Raw genomic sequence first — 23,054 nt, forward strand, 5'->3', positions numbered from 1 at the left:
GCCGTACCGATTTGAGTGGGTGTTTCCGCTGTGGAAGCCGCTCTCCGTGTCGGTGAGGCGGCATTATAGGGAGGTCTGAAATTCTGGCAAGGGCTTTTTTGAGGTTTTTTATGAAAAACGATGCGTTCGATTACTTTTCGCCCAAAGCGGCATTAAAGTGCATTAAAACGAACAAGAATTGCACTCTTTCCTGCATCAAGATAGTCTGTTTTCAATCATCCTTATTTGGAATTCTCTATGTCTTCTGTACTTCGCAGCTATAAAGGTATCCTTCCAACAGTCGGTGAACGCGTTTACCTCGACCCTTCTTCTGTATTAGTTGGCGATATTACTCTTGGTGATGACGCAAGCATTTGGCCTTTGGTTGCTGCACGCGGTGACGTTAACCACATCCGTATCGGCCAGCGGTCTAACATTCAGGATGGCTCAGTACTTCATGTCACCCATAAAAACAAAGAAAATCCAGAAGGCTATCCGCTAATCATTGGTGATGACGTGACCGTCGGGCACAAAGTCATGCTGCATGGCTGCACCATCGGTAATAAAGTGCTGGTCGGTATGGGCGCGATTGTTCTTGATGGTGCTGTAATAGAAGATGAAGTCATGGTGGGTGCGGGCAGTTTGGTCCCACCTGGTAAACGCTTAGAGTCTGGTTTTCTCTATGTGGGCAGTCCGGTAAAACAAGCGCGCCCTTTGAAAGAAGCGGAACGCGCCTTTTTGCAGAAATCGTCTGATAACTATGTTGTCACGAAAAATGAGTACATCGCAGAGCTCGAAGGTTAACGCACCCAGATCTCACCAGACGCATTGAAGCCTTCCTCTTCAATGGCTTCTTCTGCTAACTCTTCCAGATCGAAGCGGTTCCCGGCAAACGCTGCCAGAATCGCTTCTTCTGTATTCAAAGCTACTCGCTCTCTCTTTTCCAGATCAACAATCGAGATAAAGCAGGCAATCAAGGAGCCTGCTTGCTGCGCATCAAAGCGGACAGCACATTTTTCAGTATCGACCTGTTGTAGGTCAGGGAAAAGGATGTTCTGGTTCATCTGCACTTCATCTATTCAGCAAGATTACGGCGAAGCTCTCTCAGTACCTGCCCGGTGCCCGGCCTGATACCACGCCAAATCGTAAAACTCTCTGCCGCTTGTCCCACCAGCATACCCAATCCGTCAACCACACGGGCGGCACCGTTATCCAGAGCCCATTGATTACTGCTGGTCACGCCTGAGCCATATACCATGTCATAAACCACAGTTTGACTGCCAAAAACAGTCGGTGAGATTTGTGGGTGTTCTCCTGAAAGGCTGGCAGATGTGGAATTCACCACCACATCAAACTCTCCTTCAAGCGATTCAAAGCTGGTTGCCGACACACTGCCGTTATCCGCAAATAGTGATGCCAGCATCTCGGCTTTACTGGCAGTCCGGTTGGCAATCACCAGTTGAGCGGGCTCGTGAGCCAGTAAGGGAAGGATCACTCCCCTCGCTGCGCCACCTGCACCAAGCAGTAAGATCTTAGCGCCTTCGAGTTGGACATGGTGACTCAGCAGATCCTGCACCAGGCCTTCCCCGTCTGTGTTATCGCCGAGAATGCCGCCATCGTCGAGCTTTTTCAGTGTGTTGACCGCGCCAGCTAACTTGGCTCGCTCGGTCAGCATAGTGGCCAACTTAAACGCCTCTTCTTTAAAAGGCACAGTGACGTTACATCCTTTGCCGCCACTGTTAAAAAAGGCAGTTACCGCTTCCTCAAAACCACCGATTGGTGCTTCGAGCGTTTCATAATTCATTGCCTGCGCAGTCTGGCGCGCAAACAAGGTGTGTATAAAAGGGGACTTACTGTGTGAGATCGGGTTGCCGACAACGACATATTTATCCACGACTTTGTTTTCCTTGAATTACCATTCCCTTGGTTTCAAAAACTCTGTGTAGAGCTTCTCTTCAGCAGATCCCGGCTCAGGCTCGAATCCATACTCCCAGCGCACCAGTGGTGGCATAGACATTAGGATTGATTCTGTCCGTCCGCCGCTTTGTAGACCAAACAGAGTGCCACGATCGTAGACAAGATTAAACTCAACATAGCGCCCACGGCGATAAAGTTGGAATTCACGCTCACGTTCACCGTAGGCGGCATCTTTGCGCTTCTGCACGATCGGGAGGTAAGCGTCGAGGTAACCTTCACCCACTGCTTTAATGTAATCGAAAGACGCGTCAAATCCCCACTGGTTCAAATCATCAAAGAAAAGACCACCGATACCACGGGTTTCGTTACGGTGAGGTAGGAAGAAATAACGATCACACCAAGCTTTGTGCTCAGCATAAACATCTGCGCCGAAGGGCGCACAAATAGACTTCGCGGTTTGGTGCCAGTGGACACAATCTTCTTCTAAAGGATAGAAAGGCGTGAGATCGAAGCCACCACCAAACCACCAAACCGGGGCTTCCCCTTCTTTTTCAGCAATGAAGAAGCGGACATTAGCGTGGGAAGTCGGGACATTCGGGTTTTTCGGGTGCACCACCAAAGACACACCCATGGCTTCAAAGCCTCTGCCTGCCAGTTCAGGACGGTGCGCCGTCGCCGAGCCTGGCATTTTGTCCCCAAACACGTGAGAGAAGTTCACGCCAGCCTGCTCAAATACATTGCCATCGCGAAGCACCCGGCTTTTACCACCGCCGCCCGCGGGTCTTTCCCAGCCATCTTCCTCAAATGTCGCACCGCCGTCTTCTTTTTCCAGCGCCGCACATATCGTGTCCTGCAACGACAGCAAAAAGCGCTTAACCGCCTCTTTATCAACCTGCTGAGGAAGGTTCTGATTCTCCACGTGATTTCCTTGTACTTTTATTTAGCCCTGACGAAGCACCTTACCAGAACGCGCATCTCGGATCTCGGTGGGCTTGTCACGTCCGCCAATTTTTCCTTCTAAAACATTCGGCACACGGCTACCCAATTGCTCTACCACTTCTGATACACTGCGACACGGCTCTTCACCGCTGAGGTTTGCACTGGTTGATGTGATGGGTTTGCCATAAGAAAGACACAGTTCGCGAACATCCGGATGATCGGAAACGCGCACAGCGACAGTATCAAACTGCCCAGTCACCCAGTCGGTGATCTTCTTGCCAGCCGGCATGACCCAGGTAACGGGACCCGGCCAGGTTGCTAAAACCTCGGCTTTCACCTCTTCGCTCAGGCTATCGAAGTCAATGTATCCGTCTAACTGGGAAAGCTCTGCTGCGATCAGAATGAGGCCTTTGGCCTTATCACGCTCTTTCACATCTAAAAGCGCCTGAACAGCGGCTGAGCTGTCCGGGTCACAACCCACACCAAATACCCCTTCTGTGGGATATGCGATAACTTCCCCGCGCGCCAACGCTGCCACGCATTGCTCAACATTCGCCAATGCTCTTCTCCTGCCTCTACCCGAAAAAATTCGGCTTACTATGACTAACTTTACCCGACGTTCTCAACACTTTTGTCACAAATCGAAACAGACTTTCTATCAATCCCGTTTATATCAGGCATCCAAACAGCAGCAAACAGACTGACGCAAACGTTTTCCTTGCTGCTTTTTGCCGATATAATGCGCCCACTTTCCATGTTTCAGCGGTTAACGAGCATTTACAGGAGTTACTATGAAAGTCGGCATCATCATGGGTTCTAAGTCAGACTGGCCAACCATGAAAAACGCAGCAGATATGCTGGATCACTTCGGCGTCGCCTACGAAACCAAAGTGGTTTCCGCCCACCGCACTCCTGGCCTGCTCGCAGATTATGCCAGCGAAGCTGCTTCACGTGGCCTGAAAGTGATTATTGCCGGCGCAGGTGGTGCTGCTCACCTACCTGGGATGACCGCTGCATTTACCAGCCTTCCTGTACTGGGTGTACCGGTTCAGTCAAAAGCACTGAAAGGGATGGATTCGCTACTTTCTATCGTTCAAATGCCAAAAGGTGTGGCAGTCGGTACGCTGGCGATTGGTGATGCGGGTGCCGCGAATGCCGGTCTGCTTGCGGCACAAATTCTGGCCACTAATGATGCAGAGCTGATGGCGAAAGTCGACGCTTTCCGTCAGAACCAAACAGACACCGTTCTCGCTAACCCTGACCCATCGGTAGATTAATCATGAATGTGCTGGTTCTCGGTGCCGGACAGCTGGCACGTATGATGGCGCTGGCAGGTGCCCCCCTAAACCTTAAGATTAGCGCGTACGATGTGCGAAGCGGCAACCTTGTACATCCGGTCACGCTGGAAGTACTTGGGCAAGGTCTGGAAAACGGGATTGCCGATGCCGACGTGATTACTGCCGAGTTTGAACACATCGCGCCGGACGTACTGGAAGTCTGTCAGGCCAGCGGTAAATTTTACCCTGGTGAAACAGCAATACTGACCGGTGGCGACCGCCGTCTGGAAAAAGCATTGCTGGATAAAGCAGGTGTAGCCAATGCCCGTTATCAGGTGATTGAATCCCGCGCTGATTATGACAAGGCAATCGCCAACATTGGCCTTCCACTCATCCTGAAAAGCGCCCTTGATGGCTATGACGGCAAAGGCCAATGGCGCCTGAAGCCAGATTCAGATATTGAATCAGTGTGGCAGGATATCGACCAGTTCCTCAAAACCTCTCCACAAGGTGCGCGTCAGTGTGTGATTGCCGAAGAATTTGTGCCATTTGACCGCGAAGTGTCATTAATCGGTGCGCGCAATGCCAAAGGCGATTTGGAAATTTACCCACTGACCGAGAATATCCACACCAACGGTATCTTGAGCGTGTCGGTGGCAGCCGGTGACAATGATGCAGTACAGGCGCAGGCTGAAGCCATGTTTAAAGCGGTGGCAGACACACTGGATTATGTCGGCGTACTGGCGATTGAATTTTTTGATGTCGGCGGCAACCTGAAAGTAAACGAGATAGCGCCGCGCGTGCATAACTCCGGTCACTGGACACAGCAAGGTGCTGAGGTCTGCCAGTTTGAGAACCATCTTCGCGCTGTCTGTGGCTTACCGCTTGGCAGTGCCAAACGCATCCGTCCGACTGCGATGATCAACATCGTCGGTGAAGTGACTGTCCCGACAGGTGTCATGGGACTGGCGCATGTGCATTGGTACGACAAAGCGCCGCGACCGGGCCGCAAGATTGGCCACATCAACCTGTGCGCAGACAATGCAAAGGCGTTAGGTGAAGCGCTTCAGAAAGTCGCCAAACACTTGGACGACGCTGAGTTTCCCGCCCTTCAAAGTGCCGCAGAAACATTAAGCTGAATGAGCCAAGCCCAAAACGAGAAAAGCCGCTGCTAGCGGCTTTTCTTTTTCTCATACCAGATAAATCTACTTCGGGTCATTGCCCCTGTTTGTGCTGACACTTTTTATCCGCACAGACTTTCACGATGCCCGCCGCCAGCTTTTTCTCAAGCAGCAGCGGATATCCGCAAACCTCACAGTTGCCCTTGATAGGCTTAAGGTTCACGGCGAATTTGCATTTCGGGTAAGCGTCACACGCATAGAAGGCTTTACCAAAACGCGATTTCTTCTCGTGCAACTTTCCTTTGCGGCACTCAGGACAGCTGATGTCCATGGTCTCCGCTTCAGGTTCCTGATCGCGCTTTTCGATATGTTGGCATTCCGGATACGCCGAGCAGCCGATAAACATGCCGAAGCGTCCTTGGCGGAGCACCAACTCGTTGCCACATTCCGGGCAAGGCATGCCAAGCTCTTTCACTATGTGCCCGTCATTGTGGTTCAGTGACTCGATGAAATCACAAGCCGGATAGCCAGTACACGCTTTGAAAGGGCCGCGTTTACTGTGTTTGATAACAAGAGCGCTGCCACATTTAGGGCAGCGCTCTTCGTTTTCCAGCGCATGTTCATGGGCGCTGAACAGGGAATCGTCAATTTTTCCAGCCAAAACAGACCAGCCTCAAATCAGTGAAGGTATTCATCTTCCGCTGTGCTGTAGAGTAACTCTTCCATTTGATCGTACGCGCGCTCGTTGCCGGGCACGTTAAACAGCACCATCAGGATCACCCATTTCAGATCTTCCAGCACAAATTCCTGCGTATCGAGTTCCATAACACGGTCAATCACCATTTCACGGGTTTCAGGGCTCAGTACGCTGATTTGCTCAAGGAAAGTCAGAAAACCTCGGCTCTCGGTATCCAGTCGATCCATCTCTTTCGGGGTATAGATACGAACAGAAGTGAGCGCGCCGCCAGTAAGGTATGGGGTTTTGTCGGCGTCTTGAAGTAGCGCCAGCTTTTCAAGCCAGTTCAGCGCTTTGTAAATATCATCTTGATGAAATCCAGCTCTGGAGAGTTCATCAGCCAGTTCGTCCTGATCCACCATCAACTCAACATCGCTGTGGATATAGGTTTCAAACAGGTACATTAAGATGTCCATCATGGCTATCCCCTCCTCGTTCTGACATAACCACCGGGTACCGCTGTTACCAGCCCCTGTAGCTCAAGCTCTAACAACTGCATCATGATTTCGTGAACGGGTTCATCGCAGATTTCTGCAAGCACATCGACACACCTTGCTTCATTTCCTACGTTAGCCAACAGTTCAGGAAATGGCAATTCTTCTTGCAAAACTTGGGCCTGAGCGACCTCCAACTGGTGGTTAATTGCACAGCCGGCCAATGCGCCAACCTGCTCTAAAATCTCGTCTACCGATTCCACCAAAAAAGCGCCCTGCTTTATCAAGCCGTTACTGCCTTTCGCATGCGGGTTATGGATTGAGCCCGGTAAAGCAAAGACATCCCGCCCTTGTTCAAGCGCCAGCCTGGCGGTGATCAACGAACCACTCTTCATTGCCGCTTCCACCACCAGCACTCCTGTAGATAGACCGCTGATAATGCGATTTCGTCTCGGGAAAAATGCAGGTTTTGGCGGCGACCAGGGCCAAAGCTCTGACACCAGTGCGCCATTATCCCTGATATCGTCAGACAGTTGACGGTGTCTGGCAGGATAAATTTTCTCAAGCCCCGAGCCCAACACGGCAATGGTTTTCCCTTTGCCATCGAGTGCGCCGCGATGAGCACGGCCATCAATACCCAATGCCAAACCGCTGGTCACGACGACATCGTGAGCGGCAAGCTCTTTGGCAAACGCGTGGGCCAGTGACAAGCCATCGTTGGATGCATGACGACTGCCAACCATCGCGAGTTGCGGCAGTGACAGTATATGGGGATCGCCGTCGACAAATAAAAGAGGGGGAGCACCACTGATTTGTTTTAACAGATAAGGATAACGGGAATCGGTCAGCGAGATGATATGCCTGCCCGGTGCTGATGCCCAGGTCAGGCATTTGTCGATAATGGAAAAGTCAGGTTGTCGCAGCGCCTGAGTTTGAGCGGGCTTTAAGCCAAGTGCTGCTAGCTCGATGTCCTCCAGCTCGTCCAGTTTGTGCGGTGGGTACCGGCTGATGATCTTACTGACCGCCTGACTGCCGAGGCGGGGAACAGCGGCGAGCCTAAGCCACCACTCAAGCTCGCGAGACATCTTATCCTTCCGCTGCGATAACCGGCATATCCGCTTTCAGTGGCTTATCGGCTTCCACCACCATAGCAAGACTAAAGAAAGGATAGCTGCGGATAACCAATAAAGTGCCTGCCGATGTTGATGGCAAGACTTTCACCACATCGCCGCCACCATTGTCGATATCGCTGTCGTAGCGCATGTCACCCTTAGTGCCTTTCATTGCCACACCCGGCACCACCACCGAAAGGGTATGCCCTTCATTCAGGCCGTCCTGTTCGCCCAGATCGACCACTACGATTTGACGGTGTCCAACATAGTTGCTGCCGTAAAGGTGTCCGACCATTCTGCCCTCAACACCCTCAGGCGCGGGTTTAGGGTGGAAAATCTCTCCGGTTTTCGCACCAAGCGCAGGCAATAGAATATCGTTAGGTTTGATTTCCTGATTTTGGCGGGTCAGCGTCATCTCAGCAATATCATCGAGTGAGCGCACCAGCTTGGCTTCACCGACTTTCTTAAGGCTTATCATGCGAACGATCGCATCACCCTTTTCCCGCTGGAAATCCGTCACAGTGCGGTAAATAAACCACTCTTCTGTGTCTAAAGACTTATCAACAAAAAACGGCGTGCGTTTAGAGATATAACTCCATCCTTCCTGCGCGCCCAATACTCGCGGAGCGAGCAAATACTCACGTTCATGAATGAGGGTGTCATAGGTCAAGAACTGGCGTAGAACCGATGGCGAAGTACTGTTGATAGGGGTTGAATCGGTACGGTTAGCCCCTGCCATATAAGAAAGCACAGGTTTGCCATCAAGCCAGCTCAGGCGAAGTTTGTCGCCCGGATAAATAAGATGAGGATTTTTGATTGCCGGATTGTGTTGCCAAAGCGTCGGCCAGTGCCAAGGTTTTTCAAGATACAGGCCCGCAATATCCCAAAGGGTATCGCCTTTTTTCACGGTATAGTTTTCAGGCGCATCAGCGCTCAAACGCACTTCTGACGCAGCTATCACGCCTGGCAGCCCCAGCGCCAGACAAAAAATGATAAGCTTTTTAAACATCCCTTGTCTCCAAAAGCGTACTTTCGATTTGGATGCTGTCATTTGAATAGCAAAATGTCTAGAATTAGCCCAATTACCGAAGCCGGATACGGCGCAGTTCAACATATTTAAGAGACGTTTATGAGTGTATTACAGGTTTTGACCTTCCCGGACGATCGCCTACGCACGGTGGCGAAACCGGTAGAAAGCGTCACACCAGAGATCCAGACCATTGTTGATGACATGCTGGAAACCATGTACGACGAAGAAGGCATTGGCCTTGCTGCGACCCAGGTGGACATCCACCAGCGCATCGTTGTGATTGATATTTCAGAAACCCGCGATGAGCCGATGGTGCTGATCAACCCGGAAATTCTTGAGAAGCGCGGTGAAGATGGCATTGAAGAAGGTTGTCTGTCTGTTCCTGGTGCACGCGCACTGGTTTCACGAGCATCAGAAGTGACGGTTAAAGCACTGGATCGCGACGGCAACGAATACCAATTCGAAGCGGATGACCTTCTGGCTATCTGTGTTCAGCACGAACTGGACCACCTTGAAGGCAAACTGTTTGTTGATTACCTGTCGCCCCTGAAGCAACAGCGCATCAAACAGAAGCTGGAAAAAATCAAACGCGCCAACCAAAAAGCCAGCTGAGGTTTCCTTGAGCGACTCATTGAAAATCGTATTTGCCGGTACGCCGGATTTCGCCGCCCGTCATCTGGCGGCGTTGTTGTCTTCGCACCATGAGGTAGTAGCGGTTTATACCCAGCCTGACCGTCCGGCGGGCCGTGGTAAGAAATTGACTGCCAGCCCAGTCAAGCTGCTGGCGCAGGAACACAACATTCCTGTTTATCAGCCAGCAAGCCTGAAAGCGGAAGACGCGCAGCAAGAGCTAGCTGCCATTGGTGCTGACATCATGGTCGTAGTGGCTTATGGCCTGCTGCTACCTAAAGTGGTGCTGGACACACCTCGCCTCGGCTGTATCAATGTTCACGGCTCTATCCTGCCACGCTGGCGTGGCGCTGCACCTATCCAACGCTCAATCTGGGCGGGCGATGCAGAGACAGGCGTCACCATCATGCAGATGGATGAGGGTCTGGATACCGGCGATATGCTGAAAATCGCAACCCTGAACATCGACGCCAAAGAAACCAGTGCCACGCTTTATGAAAGATTGGCGGAAATGGGCCCTGAAGCCTTGGTAGAGTGTCTGGGCGATATCGCTTCTGGCAAAGCCGTTGCTGAAAAGCAGGACGATGAGCTTGCCAACTACGCGAAAAAACTCAGCAAAGAAGAAGCACAAATCGACTGGACCATGAGCGCCGACGCGATTGAACGTTGCATCCGCGCCTTTAACCCATGGCCGATGAGTCACTTCTCTGTGGCGGACAACAACATCAAAGTCTGGGATGCCGAAGTCGAAGCAGAAGACAGCGGCAAAGCGCCGGGCACCATTTTGTCCGCCGACAAGAAAGGTATCCGAGTGGCAACCGGAGAAGGTGTGTTGCGCCTGACATCCATCCAGCCACCGGGCAAAAAAGCCATGAGCGCGGCAGACATTCTGAACTCCCGCCGCGACTGGTTTGAACCTGGCACCCAACTGTAATTGAGAAGGCCAGCTTGCTGGCCTTTTTTAGTGGCTCGCATTCACGTGAGCAAACACTGAGGTATATTCATGAACGTTAGAGCTGTCGCTGCACAGGTTATTTATCAGGTTGTCGACCAAGGACAATCCCTGTCAGCCGCCCTGCCGCCTGCCCAACAAAAAGTCGCCCCGCGCGATGGCGCCCTGCTGCAGGAGATCTGCTACGGCGTGCTGCGCTGGCTGCCGCGTCTCGAATCCATCACCCAATCACTGATGGACAAGCCACTCAAAGGCAAGCAACGCGTTTTCCATCATTTGATTTTGGTCGGCCTGTACCAGCTCAACTACATGCGCATTCCAGCCCACGCGGCGGTCGCAGAAACCGTGAATGCCACCAAGGTGCTGAAAAAACCTCAACTCCGCGGCCTTATCAATGCCGTGCTACGTAATTACCAACGCAATCAGGAAGCTTTAGATGCAGCCGCTGTCGCGCACGACGCCGGAAAGTACGGTCACCCTGGCTGGTTGCTTAAACTGCTACAAAAAGCCTATCCAAGTGATTGGGAGCAGGTGGTTGAAGCCAACCATGAAAAGGCGCCAATGTGGCTGCGTGTTAACCGCACCCATCACACCCGCGATGCTTACAAAGCGCTTTTGGATGAAGCAGGCATTGAGACCGCAATCCATCCTGAAGCGGAAGATGCACTGAAACTGGCAACACCTTGTGATGTCACTGCCCTCCCTGGCTTTTCAGAGGGCTGGGTCTCGGTGCAGGACGCTGCTGCGCAGCTGTCGGTCGACTACCTTAAACCTCAGGCTGGCGAGCTCATCCTTGATTGCTGCGCTGCGCCGGGCGGAAAAACCTGCCACATCCTTGAGCACGAGCCAACGGCAAAGGTTGTGGCAATGGATGTGGACGCCACCCGTCTTACCCGAGTGGAAGAAAACCTCAAACGCCTGAAGCTTGACGCACAGGTGATTTGTGGCGATGCCCGTACTCCGGGTGAGTGGTGGCAGGGTGAGCAGTTTGATCGTATTCTGCTCGATGCACCTTGTTCAGCTACCGGTGTAATCCGCCGCCATCCGGATATCAAGTGGCTTCGCCGCGCCGACGACATCGATCAGTTAGTGTCGCTGCAGTCTGAAATTCTTGATGCAATGTGGGCGCAGCTGAAAACTGGTGGTACGCTGGTCTATGCGACGTGCTCGGTCACCCCGCAAGAAAATGCAGAACAGGTGAAAGCTTTCCTCGCCCGCGCGTCAGATGCGACATTGGAAACGGGCACACCTGAACAACCGGGCCGACAAATCCTGCCTGGTCAGGAAAACATGGATGGATTCTATTACGCCGTCCTCAAAAAAGCATAATAGAGTCAGCGCGGGCAGCAACCTCTGCCCGCGATAACAATAAAAAATTGAACCGAGGTTCACGCAGACGTTATGAAAATCATCATCTTGGGGGCTGGACAGGTCGGTGGCACACTGGCTGAAAATCTGGTGGGCGAAAACAACGACATCACCATCGTCGATAAAGACCCCGAGCGACTCAGGGAACTGCAAGACAAATACGATCTCCGCGTCATCCAAGGCTACGCCAGCCACCCTTCCACCTTACTGGAAGCGGGCGCGCAGGATGCTGACATGCTGGTTGCGGTCACCAACTCCGACGAAACCAACATGATTGCCTGTCAGGTTGCCTTCACTCTGTATAACACGCCGAACCGTGTTGCCCGTATCCGAAGCCCGGAATACCTTGCCACCAAAGACCAACTGTTCCAGACCGATGCTTGCCCGGTTGAATATCTGATTGCCCCAGAAGAGTTGGTGACTCAGTACATCCAGCGTCTGATTGAATACCCTGGTGCGCTGCAAGTGGTGAACTTTGCCGATAACAGAGTCGGCCTGGTTGCCGTAAAAGCCTACTACGGTGGCCCGCTTGTAGGTAATGCGCTATCAGCCCTTCGCGAGCACATGCCGCATGTTGATACCCGCGTGGCGGCTATTTTCCGTCGTGACCGCCCTATCCGTCCGCAAGGCACGACCATTATCGAAGCAGACGATGAAGTCTTCTTCGTGGCAGCAAGTAACCACATCCGCTCGGTGATGAGTGAGCTTCAGCGCCTTGAAAAGCCTTACAAGCGAATCATGATTGTCGGTGGTGGTAACATTGGTGCCGGTCTCGCACGAAGCCTTGAACGCTCTTACAGCGTGAAGCTGATTGAACGCAACCCACGACGCGCAGAGCAGCTTTCGGAAATTCTCGAGAACACCATCGTATTCTGTGGTGATGCTGCGGATCAGGAGCTCTTAAGCGAAGAGCATATCGACCAGATTGACGTGTTCATTGCGGTCACCAACGAAGATGAATCCAACATCATGTCAGCCATGCTGGCCAAGCGCCTGGGCGCCAAAAAGGTGATGGTATTGATTCAACGCGGTGCTTATGTGGACTTGGTACAGGGCGGTGCGATTGATGTGGCGATATCACCGCAGCAAGCCACCATTTCAGCGCTGCTGACCCACGTGCGTAAAGCCGACATCGTGAACGTGTCATCGCTACGCCGCGGTGCAGCAGAAGCGATTGAAGCCATCGCTCACGGAGATTCCAACACCTCTAAAGTTGTGGGACGTGCTATTGGCGACATCAAACTGCCACCGGGTACCACCATTGGTGCGATCGTAAGGGAAGAGGAAGTCCTGATCGCCCACGATAAAACCGTTATTCAGCAGGACGATCACGTGGTGATGTTCTTGGTGGATAAGAAGTATATTCCGGATGTGGAAAGGCTGTTCCAGCCAAGTCCATTCTTCCTCTAAAGATAAAACGCATCACAGTGTATGGTTAACTTCAAACCGGTACTGTTCGTCATAGGGCTGGTCTTATCCAAGATCGCCCTATTTATGTATGTACCCACCCTAACTGCCTTTTTCACCGGTACCGCCGGTTTTCTCGACTTCGGCCTTTCGGTCATCATCACCCATGTCGCTGCATTTGCCTGTCTGACGCTTGGTAAAACCGAGGATTTCCGTCTCAACGCGCGCGACATGTTTGTTATCACCACCATGGTGTGGCTGATTGCCAGTGCTTTCGCCGCCTTGCCCTTTGTCTTCATCAACCACATCAGCTTTACTGACGCTTACTTCGAGACCATGTCAGGTATCACTACCACGGGCTCTACGGTGCTGAGCGGTCTTGATGATATGGCGCCATCGATCCTGCTGTGGCGTTCCATCTTGCAATGGCTCGGCGGCGTCGGATTCATCGTGATGGGCGTGGCCATCCTGCCGTTTCTGAATGTCGGAGGTATGCGCCTGTTTCAGACCGAGTCTTCCGACTGGTCCGCTAAATCCAGTCCACGTACCAAAAACGTCGCCATCAGTATCATGAAGGTGTATGTCTCGCTGTCGGCGCTTTGTTTTGTCGCCTACTGGCTGACGGGCATGACGGCATTTGAAGCGGTGAACCACGCCATGACAACTTTATCGACGGGTGGCTATTCCACCTCAGATAGCTCAATGAACCATTTCAGCCATGCCGCACATTGGGTCGCCACCTGTTTTATGTTCGCCGGTGGCCTGCCATTTCTTCTGATGATTAACGCACTGCGCCGACGGGAGCCCAGCATGCTGGTGAACGATGCACAGGTGCGAGGCTTTACCTATCTGGTACTGGCAACGGCGTTGATGGTGGCAATCTGGCTGGTATTGACCAAAGACTATGGAGTGATGGACGCAGTGAGAGTTTCGCTGTTTAACATTGTCTCCGTGGTAACAACCACCGGCTTTGGACTGGATGACTTTACCGCGTGGGGACCTTTCGCGTCGGTGATTTTTGCTTTTATGCTGATCGCTGGTGGCTGCTCAGGCTCAACCTCAGGCGGCGCAAAAATATTCCGTTTCCAAATTGCACTCGCCTTGCTGAAAAAACAAATCCAGCAACTGGTGCATCCTTCAGGCGTTTTCATCCAGCGCTACAACGGCCGCCCGGTCAACGAAGACATCGTGCGCTCTGTAGTGGCATTCGCCATTACCTACATTATGACCATACTGGTGGTTGCGATGGTACTGGCCGCCACCGGGCTTGATGGTATCACCAGCCTGACAGGGGCAATGACTGCGGTAGCTAACGTGGGGCCAGGCATGGGCACTATGATTGGTCCAACAGGAAATTTTGCCGGATTATCTGATACTGCCAAATGGGTGCTCAGCATCGGCATGTTGATGGGACGGTTGGAAATTCTGACTGTACTGGTTTTACTGTTTCCGGTTTTCTGGCGCGACTAAGCACGCCAGTTCACTCATACGGGCTGCACGTACCAGTAAATAGCGAGGAAGTGCAGCACCGTGCCGCCCAGCACAAACAGGTGCCAGATAGCGTGGTTGTAAGGAATGCTTTGCTTCACGTAGAAAATCACGCCCAGCGAATACACCAAGCCGCCCAAGCCCAACAATACCATGCCGGCTGTCGGCATCACCTGCGCCAGCTGATAAACCACTACCAGAGACAACCATCCCATTGCCAGATAGGTCGCCAGTGACAACGATTTAAATCGATAAACAAAGGCAATTTTCAGGATCACCCCGACCAGTGCAATCCCCCAAATCAATGCCATTACCCAGTTTGCCAGCGGCGTTCTGAGACTTATCAGCATAAAAGGCGTGTAGGTGCCCGCGATGAGCAGATAGATGGCGCAGTGGTCGAACGTTTTGAGTGCGCGCTTCGCACCGGCAAAGGGAATCGCATGGTAGAGCGTGGATGCCAGATAAAGCAGGATGATACTACCGCCATACACACTGTAGCTGGCAATACTGAGCGCGTCGGCATGCTCACCGACAGCTTTCATCAACAGCATGACTAAAGCCACGATGCCAAAAATCACACCTAGGCCATGGCTGACGCTACTGGCGATTTCTTCTTTCACCGAATATTGAGACGCAGAAGCCGCTGTTGTCATGCGACAGTCTCCTTAATTACTAACGCATTTGAGAGGTCCAGCGGCGAGTATGACACATTTAAGCGTACACGTGTAAGCTTAAATTATTGCGAGATTTGCTCTAGCAACGTTTTAACCTCAGCAGTGACTTCCTCGGAGCTTCCTATGACGGTTAGCTCACGGGAAAGCTTGTTGGCACCGACAAATCGCCCTACTGCCGCCCCAATACCTTCACCCTGTCGTCCAAAGGTCATCACAAGGTGAAGGGCGTCTTCAGATTTTGTCGCCACAAGCGCCATCTCCCTGAACACAGATTGGTAAGGTTCCGATACAGTCGCCCACTCGAACTGCTGCTCAAATGGCATAGGCTGTCGCTCGACTTCCTCGTTTTTCACTTTTTCAATACGGAAACCCGCGTTCTCAAACGCCGAGAACGCAGCATCTAGCTGAGTATCCGGCTTCACGGTCAATTCAGTTTTCGATGACGTATCTTTGCCCATCGGAATATCGAGGTTCACTTCAAGCCAAACTTTGCCGTCACCCATCGACAAAGGCGCATTCAGTGGAAGGCACATGGTTGATTCAAAGCGCTGAGATTTACCCGGCTCGGTAGTAAACGCATCCGGGAGAGACCACTTTTCCAAAACGTGGGTTTTACGACGACGTTGTTTCTTTCTGCCTTGTTCGCCTTGGGTTCTGAGCTGTTCCCATCCCATGTAGTCGCAGCAAACTGACAGTTCAACCGCGTCCACCTGTTGGGCAACATCGCCGCCAGTGACGGTCACCAACACCTTGGTTTGCTCACCCTGCATCAAGGTTGTGGAGTCCAGTTCAACGCTGACTTCTGCGCTGCCAAACCCCACTTTCGCCAACGTTTTTTTCAACCATCCCATGTTTTTCAGTCCTCATTTTTTTGCGCTTATAGGCAGCCTACGGATTTTAGACAGAAAACAAATACCATGGTGTCACAGCAACGCGTCAAATTCAGTCTAAGATTAATAGACTGGTAATCGATGGCGTTCTTGCCTCGTGAAATACGGAGAATAAGCCAGCCATGTCAAAAGAGATTTTTGCGCTAAGTTCTGGATATTTGAAGAAAGTTGTCCCCCTTCTAATGAAGTACCAGGTTCCCGCGACGCCACCGAATTACGCCCTTTGGTATACCTATGTGGCAAATGCTGATGCGGAGCTCGCCAAGAGAATCGACGAGTCGATCAAAGAGACAGGAACACTGAGTCCAACGCTCTGCGAAGAGCTCTACAGTAACCATGTCGCGGATGAAAAGGTCAAAGATGTTGATGAATTCCAACGCGGGCTTCAAGCCTTGGCATTGGAGATGGGCAACACCATGGAAGACACCTTGAAAGACACAGCGACCTTCCAAAACACCTTGGACAAAACCTTCTCGCAACTCGCCCGCGTAGGAGAGGAAACCCTGTCGATGGAAGAAACCGTCGCCGTGGTCAGGAAAGCGGTGAAAGGCTCCAACGAGTTGCGTCAATCCACGAATTTCTTCAAAAACCAGCTGGCTGAGGCGCAAAAAGAGATTTCAAGACTCAAAGAAACGCTCCAGCAGGCCAACGAAGATGCACTGCACGATGCACTCACCAGTTTGTATAACCGACGCGCCTTTGATACCGAATTAGACTCGCTGGCTGCCTCACCGCCACCAAAAGGCTTCTGTTTGTTGCTGTGCGATTTGGACCACTTCAAAAGCTTCAACGACACCTACGGTCACTTGATGGGCGATCAGGTATTGAAGCTGACTGCCAAGCGGTTGTCCGACTACTGTCGTGACGGAATCAATGCTTACCGTTATGGCGGGGAAGAGTTTGCCCTGCTGGTGCCTAACCGTGCACTCAGTGGCGGGTGCAGGGTGGCTGAGACGATACGCGCTACCATCGACAAGCTAGCGATCAAGGACAAGAAAACCGGCAAGAAGCTCGATAACATCTCTGTCTCGATAGGTGTAGCGGAATATGAAAAGGGCGAAAGTATCCGTAACCTCATCAGCCGTGCCGACGCCCAATTATATGAGGCCAAAAATTTGGGTAGAAACCGTGTCATGCCCGTGACATAAGGGCGAGACACTCACTGTAAAGGCGGGTTTACTCCGCCTTTTTTTCTGCGCGAATTATTTTTATCACTGCTGCTTTTTTCGGCAATTTTTTCCTGTTATTATCCGCTCGATTTCGCACTTCGCGAACCCCAGAGTGAACACGCAGTAAGGCTAGCAGCCATTGGAATTCCTGACGTCACTCTGTAAGAGAACCCCGTCATGGATGCGCAACCAATGAGAACCTTAAATGCGCCCTGTTACTGTTCGACCTGTACGTGTTACCCGCACTCCATCACGCATGCGTGCACATTTTTTTGCGCCAGCATTCAAAAGCAAAACCAACACGAATCTGAATGGCACTCCAGACCTGACTCTGGTGCGTCCAACACCTGTCGTGGTTGAAATGCCAGAAGGTGAAGCGGCTTAATTGACCCTTGCTGTGATTGGTCTGCCCGTCTGAATCTGATACTGTAAGCAGATAAGTCACATAAAAAGTAAGGCCAAAATTCGGCCAGTTGGAGTCTTCAAAAATGAAATGTCATCGCGTTAATGAACTTATCGAACTGCTTCATCCTGAGTGGCAGAAAGAGCCTGAGCTGAACCTGCTTCAAATGATCAGTAAATTGGCAGAAGAAGCCGGGTACGAAGGGAAGCTGGAAGATCTAACCGATGACGTGCTGATTTATCATCTGAAAATGCGTAACAGCCAAAAAGATGAAATGATCCCAGGCTTGGCAAAAGACTGTGAAAACGACTTCAAAACCGCTATTTTGCGTGCGCGTGGCATTATCAGCTAAGAGTGCGCAATAAACCGGACATAAAAGCGAAGCTACAGGCTTCGCTTTTTTATATTCAAAACAAAAGGCTGTTACACATCAACAGTGTGATTGTCCGGTTAATTTCCCACCACACGCACAGAATTCCTCTTTCCTCCTCAGATATAATCTGACGTCTATCATTTATGTTAGTGATAGATAGCTATCAAAGTGTTGAGTGTTAATCGATGAAAGACACTGACAACGTATCAGTGTCAGCAATGTTCGGGAAATCCCGATTGACCCAAGGAATGCAGGTGTCATGAGCAAGGATAAAATTGACGTCAAAGACGTTACCCCAAAAGAGTACAACCCTAAAACCCATAAAACGAGTGGCGATCGTTTCAACCCAGGTAACCGCATCTACGTTCGGGCAATGACTGGGGTATTCCAGAAGCTTCGCCAGAAAATGGGCTGGTTCTTTATGCTGTTGTTCGTGCTGACGCCATGGATCCCATATGGCGACCGCCAGGCGATCCTGATTGATATCGGCAAACAGCAATTCAACTTCTTCGGCACCACCCTTTGGCCTCAGGATCTGACCCTGCTTGCCACCCTGTTTATGATCGCCGCTTTTGGTCTTTTCTTTATCACCACCTTTTTAGGGCGGGTCTGGTGTGGGTATCTCTGCCCGCAAACAGTCTGGACGTTTATCTACATCTGGTTCGAAGAAAAGCTCGAAGGTACGGCCAACAAACGAAAGAAGCAGGACTCGCTGCCAATCACGAAAGAGTTATTCCTTCGAAAAACGGCTAAACATATCTGCTGGTTTGCCGTCGCACTCCTCACCGGTCTCACATTCGTTGGCTACTTTGTGCCGGTCAAAGAGCTCTTCATTGATTTCTTTACCTTCAACAGCAGTTTCTGGGTCGCTTTCTGGGTACTGTTTTTCAGTGTCTGTACTTACGGAAACGCTGGCTGGATGCGCTCTATCATGTGTATTCACATGTGTCCTTATGCACGCTTCCAGTCCGCTATGTTCGATAAAGACACCTTTATCGTGGGCTACGACACCCAACGCGGTGAAAAGCGCGGTCCACGTTCGCGCAAAGTCGATCCAAAAGAGAAAGGGTTGGGCGACTGCATCGACTGTAACCTGTGTGTTCAGGTGTGTCCGACAGGTATCGATATCCGCGATGGTCTGCAATATGAGTGTATCAACTGTGGTGCCTGTATTGATGCCTGTGACGAGACCATGAGCAAAATGAACTACGCCAAAGGCCTCATCAGCTACACCACCGAGCACAAACTCGAAGGTCATAAAGTCGATATCGTCAGACCTAAGCTGATTGGCTATGGGGTTGTGATGGTAGCCATGTTGGGGCTGTTTGTGATGCTTTTCTCTGCGGTGCAACCAATGGGATTGGATGTTATCCGTGACCGCACACAGCTGTTCAAAACCAACAGTGATGGCCTGATAGAGAACACTTACACCCTGAAAATTCTCAACAAGACCCAATCACCGGAAACCTACTCACTCACCGTGAAAGGGCTGGATGGTGTGGAATGGTACGGCAAGCAGGAAGTGACCCTGACCGCCGGAGAGATCTTTACCCTGCCAATCAGCCTGGGGGTTGACCCTTATGAGCTGAGCGCACCAGTGGCCAATATCACCTTCGTGCTGGAGCGCCAATCGGGGGACGATAAGAAAATCATCAAAACAGAAAGCCGCTTTATCAGTAAGATGTAGCGCACTTTCCCGAAAAAACGGACGCCACCTGAGCGTCCGTTTTTTATCTTCGGCGGCAAACTCTGCTACCATCACAACCCACACACCTTAACCTAGCCAACCCTATGAGCGACGCCCAATTTAGCTATGAACATCTCACGCCAGACACCTTGCTCAATGCATTGGAGTCGGTTGGCATTCGCCCTGAATCAGGCCTTCTGGCATTGAACAGCTACGAAAACCGGGTCTATCAGTTTCAGGATGAAGAACGCCGTCGATTGGTGACCAAGTTTTACCGTCCACAGCGCTGGAGCAGAGAGCAAATCCTCGAAGAGCACGCTTTTGCCGATGATCTCGAGCAGGCTGAAATTCCCGTCGCTGCACCAATGAAAATTGACGGGGAAACCTTGTTTAACTTCGAAGGCTACCAGTTTGCGGTTTTCCCAAGTGTCGGCGGCCGAACGTTCGAAGTGGACAATTGGGACCAGCTTGAAATGGTGGGCCGCTTTTTAGGTCGTATTCACAAAGTCGGCGCCAGTAAACCCTTTGTGCACCGCCCGACCATTGGTCTGGATGAATACCTCTTCGCGCCGCGAAAAGCGCTGGAAAATTCAAGCTTCATCCCAATGCATCTCGAAAATGCCTTCTTTGCAGATCTGGACCGCCTGATCAGCGTACTGAAGGATCGCTGGAATCCGGATGTGAGCACCCTGCGTTTGCACGGTGACTGTCACCCTAGCAATATTCTCTGGCGCGATGGCCCCATGTTTGTGGACTTGGATGATGCTAGGAACGGCCCCGCGATTCAGGATATCTGGATGCTGCTCAACGGTGACCGACACGATCAGCTCGCACAACTTGATACGATTTCCGAGGCATATTCAGAATTTCACGATTTTCCCACCAATGAGTTGCAACTTATTGAACCATTACGCGGTCTGAGAATGGTGCATTACATGGCATGGCTGGCAAAACGTTGGGAAGATCCGGCATTTCCGCGTGCATTCCCATGGTTTGCTGAGGCAAAATACTGGGAAAATCAGGTACTCGCCTTTAAAGAACAATTGGCCGCCCTTGAAGAACCACCGCTCACACTGGCTCCTCAATGGTAAGCAGCCATGAATAACACTCAGGGAGAAAAGACGTTATGTTGAAAAAAATGTTGGCTGTAGCTGCAGCGGCAATGTTGGCCTTTTCGGCGCAGGCAGCGCGCTTCAACGCAGGGGAAGACTATCAGGTACTCGACCTGCCAAAGAGCGACACACCGAGTGTGGTTGAGTTTTTCTCGTTCTATTGCCCACACTGCTTTAAAAGCGAACCGCTGATGCAGGAGCTGAAGAAGAATATCCCAGATAATGCCAGCTTCACTAAAAACCATGTGTCCTTTATGGGCGGCAACATGGGTAAAGCACTGAGCAAAGCCTATGCGACGGCTGTGATGCTGGATGTAGAAGACAAGATGGTGCCGGTGATTTTTAACCGTATCCATCTGATGCAAAAGCCACCACGCAATGAAGAAGAGCTGCGCCAGATGTTTATCGATGAAGGTGTAGACGCTGATAAGTTTGACGGCACTTTCAACAGCTTTGCCGCAAATGGTATGGCAAACCGCTTTGATAAAGCCTTCCAGGATTCGGGCCTTCGTGGCGTGCCAGCACTGATTGTGAACGGCAAATACCACGTGACACCAAAAACCGTGAAGACTAAAGAAGATTACTTCGCGCTGGTTAACTTCCTGCTGACCCAGTAAGAGAACCTAGCAACATGAAAAAAGGGCCATCAGGCCCTTTTTGTTATCTATGACTTTTTCAGCTTTAGCATTCTAAACCGCGGTTTTCCGTCGCTCTGGGATTTCCACTTCAGGCTGCTCATCCCCATAGATTCCATCCAGCCTGACATCTTTCTCTCCCCAAACATCATTGAGCCACTGATGGAAGCGGCGCTTGAACACTTTGTCGTTGAAGTAATCGCCTTTGACGTTTTCATCCACGGGCAGTGTGTCGATGCGCACCACAATCTTTTTCATCTTCCCGCTGAGCAGATCTCTAAAGGGCAAATGGCGGTTATCCGGATACGCCACTGTGACATTGATAATGGCATCAAACTGATCGCCCATTGCGCCCAAAGTGTAAGCAATGCCACCGGTTTTAGGAGGCAGTAGGTTGCTGTACGGCGATCGTGTCTGGCGCTTCTTTTCATCGGTGAAGCGGGTACCTTCAACAAAGTTGACCACTGTGGTTGGGGTGTGGCGAAAGCGCTCACAGGATTTACGGGTGGTTTCCAGATCGCTGCCGCGCTTTTCCGGATGTTTTAACAGGTACTGACGTGAATAGCGCTTCATGAATGGCATATCCACCGCCCAGCAAGCCATGCCAAGAAACGGAACGTACAAAAGCTGCTGCTTTAAGAAGAACTTCGCCATCGGAATACGGTTTCGGAATACCGAAAAAATCACCACGATGTCAGTCCAGCTAAGATGATTGCAGATAAGCAGATACCAACCATCTTTTCTCAGGATCTCTCCGCCCTGAATATCCCATTCCACGTTGGAGGTCAGGTTCAGAAGCTTATGATTTACGGTTGCCCATGCCCACATCATGCCATTGCAAAGGCGTGTAACCCCCCTTTGCAAAGCCGGAATGGGTAACAACATTTTGATCAGGGCAAAACAGCAGATCAGCACTGACCAAAACGCAGTATTCAAGCAGACCAGAAATGAGTTCAGATAAAGTAACAATGTCTCAATCTCGCGGTGTATTCACTGAGTTGTCATCCAAAGGTCATAATACGACGCAGAAATAAAAAACACCATTCAGTTAAAAGTGGTCACATCAGTCTGCGCTTACCTTGGACACACTAACTTGCCAGTGCCGTCAGCTGTTTAAGAAGCCTGTCCATCGAACGGTAACCCAAGGCTTCGGCCAGATGACCACGCTGGATATTCGCCTCTCCGGACAAATCCGCAATGGTACGTGCCACTTTAATAATCCGGTGATAGGCGCGGATAGACAGCCCTAATCGATGCAGCGCCGTTTCCAGAAAATCCGCGTCCGCTTTATCGAGCGGACAGTAGGTTTCAATCTCCCTGCTGGAAAGCAGGCTGTTTACTTTGCCCGACCGTGCGAGCATCACCGCTCTTGCTCTTTCTACCCTCGCTTTAATCACTTCCGTCGGTTCGCCACGATCACCACCTTCCGTTAACGTACCTCGCGGCAGTGCGGGGATTTCAATCGAAAGATCAAAGCGGTCAAGAAACGGACCTGATAAACGGTTGAGGTAGCGAAGTGTCGCCTGTGGATTGGAGCGCGCCAACTGACCTTCATAGTGTCCGGTCGGACTGGGGTTAAGTGCACCAATAAGCTGGAAGCGCGCAGGAAAGCAGGTTTTACCGTTGGCGCGGGAAATCACCACTTCACCGGACTCCAAAGGTTCTCGCAGTGAGTCCAATACTTTTCGTTCAAATTCCGGCATTTTCCTAATATCGATTTT

26 protein-coding genes are annotated in these 23,054 nt (G+C 51.3%); 14 read left to right on the forward strand and 12 right to left on the reverse strand.

All coding sequences use genetic code 11. The annotated features are described in order from the left end of the window. The first annotated feature begins 237 nt into the window (after positions 1 to 237). A complete protein-coding gene (locus RN22_RS01170; RefSeq protein WP_046302756.1) occupies positions 238 to 783 on the forward strand; it encodes a gamma carbonic anhydrase family protein in 546 nt (181 codons plus the stop codon). Here RN22_RS01170 and RN22_RS01175 read toward each other — a convergent pair. The 4 genes from RN22_RS01175 to RN22_RS01190 are packed head-to-tail and all read right to left on the reverse strand — an operon-like array spanning position 780 to position 3,394. Next, positions 780 to 1,043, reverse strand: coding sequence for a DUF1488 domain-containing protein (locus tag RN22_RS01175; protein ID WP_046302757.1), 264 nt, complete (start codon positions 1,041 to 1,043; stop codon positions 780 to 782). The genes RN22_RS01170 and RN22_RS01175 overlap by 4 nt on opposite strands. 11 nt (positions 1,044 to 1,054) lie before the next feature. Next, complete coding sequence (gene aroE, locus RN22_RS01180) at positions 1,055 to 1,873, reverse strand: shikimate dehydrogenase (protein WP_046302758.1); 819 nt, start codon at positions 1,871 to 1,873, stop codon at positions 1,055 to 1,057. A gap of 18 nt (positions 1,874 to 1,891) precedes the next feature. Next, a complete protein-coding gene (hemF, locus tag RN22_RS01185; RefSeq protein ID WP_046302759.1) occupies positions 1,892 to 2,815 on the reverse strand; it encodes an oxygen-dependent coproporphyrinogen oxidase in 924 nt (307 codons plus the stop codon). 21 nt (positions 2,816 to 2,836) lie between these two features. Next, positions 2,837 to 3,394, reverse strand: a complete 558-nt coding sequence (locus RN22_RS01190; RefSeq protein WP_046302760.1) for a Sua5/YciO/YrdC/YwlC family protein — start codon at positions 3,392 to 3,394, stop codon at positions 2,837 to 2,839. 232 nt (positions 3,395 to 3,626) lie between these two features. Here RN22_RS01190 and purE point away from each other — a divergent pair, with 232 nt between their 5' ends. Continuing rightward, on the forward strand, positions 3,627 to 4,112 hold the full coding sequence (gene purE / locus RN22_RS01195) for a 5-(carboxyamino)imidazole ribonucleotide mutase (RefSeq protein ID WP_046302761.1): 486 nt from the start codon (positions 3,627 to 3,629) through the stop codon (positions 4,110 to 4,112). Between the two features lie 2 nt (positions 4,113 to 4,114). Next, entirely contained in the window at positions 4,115 to 5,251 is a 1,137-nt protein-coding gene (locus tag RN22_RS01200; RefSeq protein ID WP_046302762.1) for a 5-(carboxyamino)imidazole ribonucleotide synthase, read from the forward strand. 76 nt (positions 5,252 to 5,327) lie between these two features. Here the strand turns inward: RN22_RS01200 and RN22_RS01205 are convergent, their stop codons facing one another. Genes RN22_RS01205 through RN22_RS01220 form a run of 4 tightly spaced genes read right to left on the reverse strand, consistent with a single transcriptional unit; the run spans position 5,328 to position 8,524 of the window. Next, entirely contained in the window at positions 5,328 to 5,894 is a 567-nt protein-coding gene (locus RN22_RS01205) for a type I DNA topoisomerase (RefSeq protein ID WP_046302763.1), read from the reverse strand. A 17-nt stretch (positions 5,895 to 5,911) separates the two neighbouring features. After that, positions 5,912 to 6,388 carry a DUF494 family protein gene (locus RN22_RS01210; protein WP_046302764.1) on the reverse strand — a complete coding sequence of 159 codons (477 nt, stop codon included), beginning with the start codon at positions 6,386 to 6,388 and terminating at the stop codon, positions 5,912 to 5,914. Positions 6,389 to 6,390: 2 nt separating this feature from the next. After that, positions 6,391 to 7,488 carry a DNA-processing protein DprA gene (gene dprA / locus RN22_RS01215; protein ID WP_046302765.1) on the reverse strand — a complete coding sequence of 366 codons (1,098 nt, stop codon included), beginning with the start codon at positions 7,486 to 7,488 and terminating at the stop codon, positions 6,391 to 6,393. Position 7,489: 1 nt separating this feature from the next. After that, positions 7,490 to 8,524: a LysM peptidoglycan-binding domain-containing protein gene (locus tag RN22_RS01220; protein WP_046302766.1), complete on the reverse strand. Its 1,035-nt coding sequence runs from the start codon at positions 8,522 to 8,524 to the stop codon at positions 7,490 to 7,492. A 120-nt stretch (positions 8,525 to 8,644) separates the two neighbouring features. On the opposite strand from RN22_RS01220, the gene def reads away from it, so the two are divergent. The 5 genes from def (at position 8,645) to RN22_RS01245 (ending at position 14,372) form a co-directional block, all read left to right on the forward strand. After that, the gene (gene def, locus RN22_RS01225) at positions 8,645 to 9,157 is read left to right on the forward strand and encodes a peptide deformylase (RefSeq protein WP_046302767.1); all 513 of its coding nucleotides are present in this window, start codon (positions 8,645 to 8,647) and stop codon (positions 9,155 to 9,157) included. Positions 9,158 to 9,164: 7 nt separating this feature from the next. Then, on the forward strand, positions 9,165 to 10,109 hold the full coding sequence (fmt, locus tag RN22_RS01230) for a methionyl-tRNA formyltransferase (RefSeq protein WP_046302768.1): 945 nt from the start codon (positions 9,165 to 9,167) through the stop codon (positions 10,107 to 10,109). A 69-nt stretch (positions 10,110 to 10,178) separates the two neighbouring features. Further along, complete coding sequence (rsmB, locus tag RN22_RS01235; protein ID WP_046302769.1) at positions 10,179 to 11,456, forward strand: 16S rRNA (cytosine(967)-C(5))-methyltransferase RsmB; 1,278 nt, start codon at positions 10,179 to 10,181, stop codon at positions 11,454 to 11,456. A gap of 72 nt (positions 11,457 to 11,528) precedes the next feature. Further along, complete coding sequence (gene trkA / locus RN22_RS01240) at positions 11,529 to 12,905, forward strand: Trk system potassium transporter TrkA (protein WP_002540846.1); 1,377 nt, start codon at positions 11,529 to 11,531, stop codon at positions 12,903 to 12,905. A 21-nt stretch (positions 12,906 to 12,926) separates the two neighbouring features. Continuing rightward, positions 12,927 to 14,372: a TrkH family potassium uptake protein gene (locus RN22_RS01245; protein ID WP_046302770.1), complete on the forward strand. Its 1,446-nt coding sequence runs from the start codon at positions 12,927 to 12,929 to the stop codon at positions 14,370 to 14,372. Between the two features lie 14 nt (positions 14,373 to 14,386). Here RN22_RS01245 and RN22_RS01250 read toward each other — a convergent pair whose 3' ends face one another. Continuing rightward, entirely contained in the window at positions 14,387 to 15,043 is a 657-nt protein-coding gene (locus RN22_RS01250) for a hemolysin III family protein (RefSeq protein WP_046302771.1), read from the reverse strand. Positions 15,044 to 15,126: 83 nt separating this feature from the next. Then, a complete protein-coding gene (locus RN22_RS01255; RefSeq protein WP_046302772.1) occupies positions 15,127 to 15,915 on the reverse strand; it encodes a sporulation protein in 789 nt (262 codons plus the stop codon). Positions 15,916 to 16,076: 161 nt separating this feature from the next. Between RN22_RS01255 and RN22_RS01260 the strand changes: the two genes are divergently transcribed. The 6 genes from RN22_RS01260 to RN22_RS01285 all read left to right on the forward strand — a co-directional run bounded on the left by RN22_RS01260 (position 16,077) and on the right by RN22_RS01285 (position 21,315). Beyond that, the gene (locus tag RN22_RS01260) at positions 16,077 to 17,102 is read left to right on the forward strand and encodes a GGDEF domain-containing protein (RefSeq protein WP_046302773.1); all 1,026 of its coding nucleotides are present in this window, start codon (positions 16,077 to 16,079) and stop codon (positions 17,100 to 17,102) included. Positions 17,103 to 17,328: 226 nt separating this feature from the next. Then, complete coding sequence (locus RN22_RS01265) at positions 17,329 to 17,508, forward strand: hypothetical protein (protein WP_002540839.1); 180 nt, start codon at positions 17,329 to 17,331, stop codon at positions 17,506 to 17,508. A gap of 103 nt (positions 17,509 to 17,611) precedes the next feature. Then, on the forward strand, positions 17,612 to 17,878 hold the full coding sequence (locus tag RN22_RS01270; RefSeq protein ID WP_002540838.1) for a YihD family protein: 267 nt from the start codon (positions 17,612 to 17,614) through the stop codon (positions 17,876 to 17,878). Between the two features lie 280 nt (positions 17,879 to 18,158). Then, positions 18,159 to 19,586 carry a cytochrome c oxidase accessory protein CcoG gene (gene ccoG, locus RN22_RS01275; protein WP_046302774.1) on the forward strand — a complete coding sequence of 476 codons (1,428 nt, stop codon included), beginning with the start codon at positions 18,159 to 18,161 and terminating at the stop codon, positions 19,584 to 19,586. A 104-nt stretch (positions 19,587 to 19,690) separates the two neighbouring features. Continuing rightward, the gene (locus RN22_RS01280; RefSeq protein WP_046302775.1) at positions 19,691 to 20,677 is read left to right on the forward strand and encodes a serine/threonine protein kinase; all 987 of its coding nucleotides are present in this window, start codon (positions 19,691 to 19,693) and stop codon (positions 20,675 to 20,677) included. 35 nt (positions 20,678 to 20,712) lie between these two features. After that, positions 20,713 to 21,315, forward strand: coding sequence for a thiol:disulfide interchange protein DsbA/DsbL (locus tag RN22_RS01285; RefSeq protein ID WP_046302776.1), 603 nt, complete (start codon positions 20,713 to 20,715; stop codon positions 21,313 to 21,315). Between the two features lie 72 nt (positions 21,316 to 21,387). Here the strand turns inward: RN22_RS01285 and RN22_RS01290 are convergent, their stop codons facing one another. Continuing rightward, positions 21,388 to 22,302, reverse strand: a complete 915-nt coding sequence (locus RN22_RS01290; RefSeq protein WP_082111331.1) for an acyltransferase — start codon at positions 22,300 to 22,302, stop codon at positions 21,388 to 21,390. 119 nt (positions 22,303 to 22,421) lie between these two features. Continuing rightward, positions 22,422 to 23,054: ATP-binding protein (locus tag RN22_RS01295; protein WP_046302778.1), on the reverse strand; the 633-nt coding region annotated here is incomplete at its 5' end.

The sequence above is a fragment of the Grimontia sp. AD028 genome (assembly GCF_000973155.1).
In the GTDB taxonomy this organism is placed as follows: domain Bacteria; phylum Pseudomonadota; class Gammaproteobacteria; order Enterobacterales; family Vibrionaceae; genus Enterovibrio; species Enterovibrio indicus.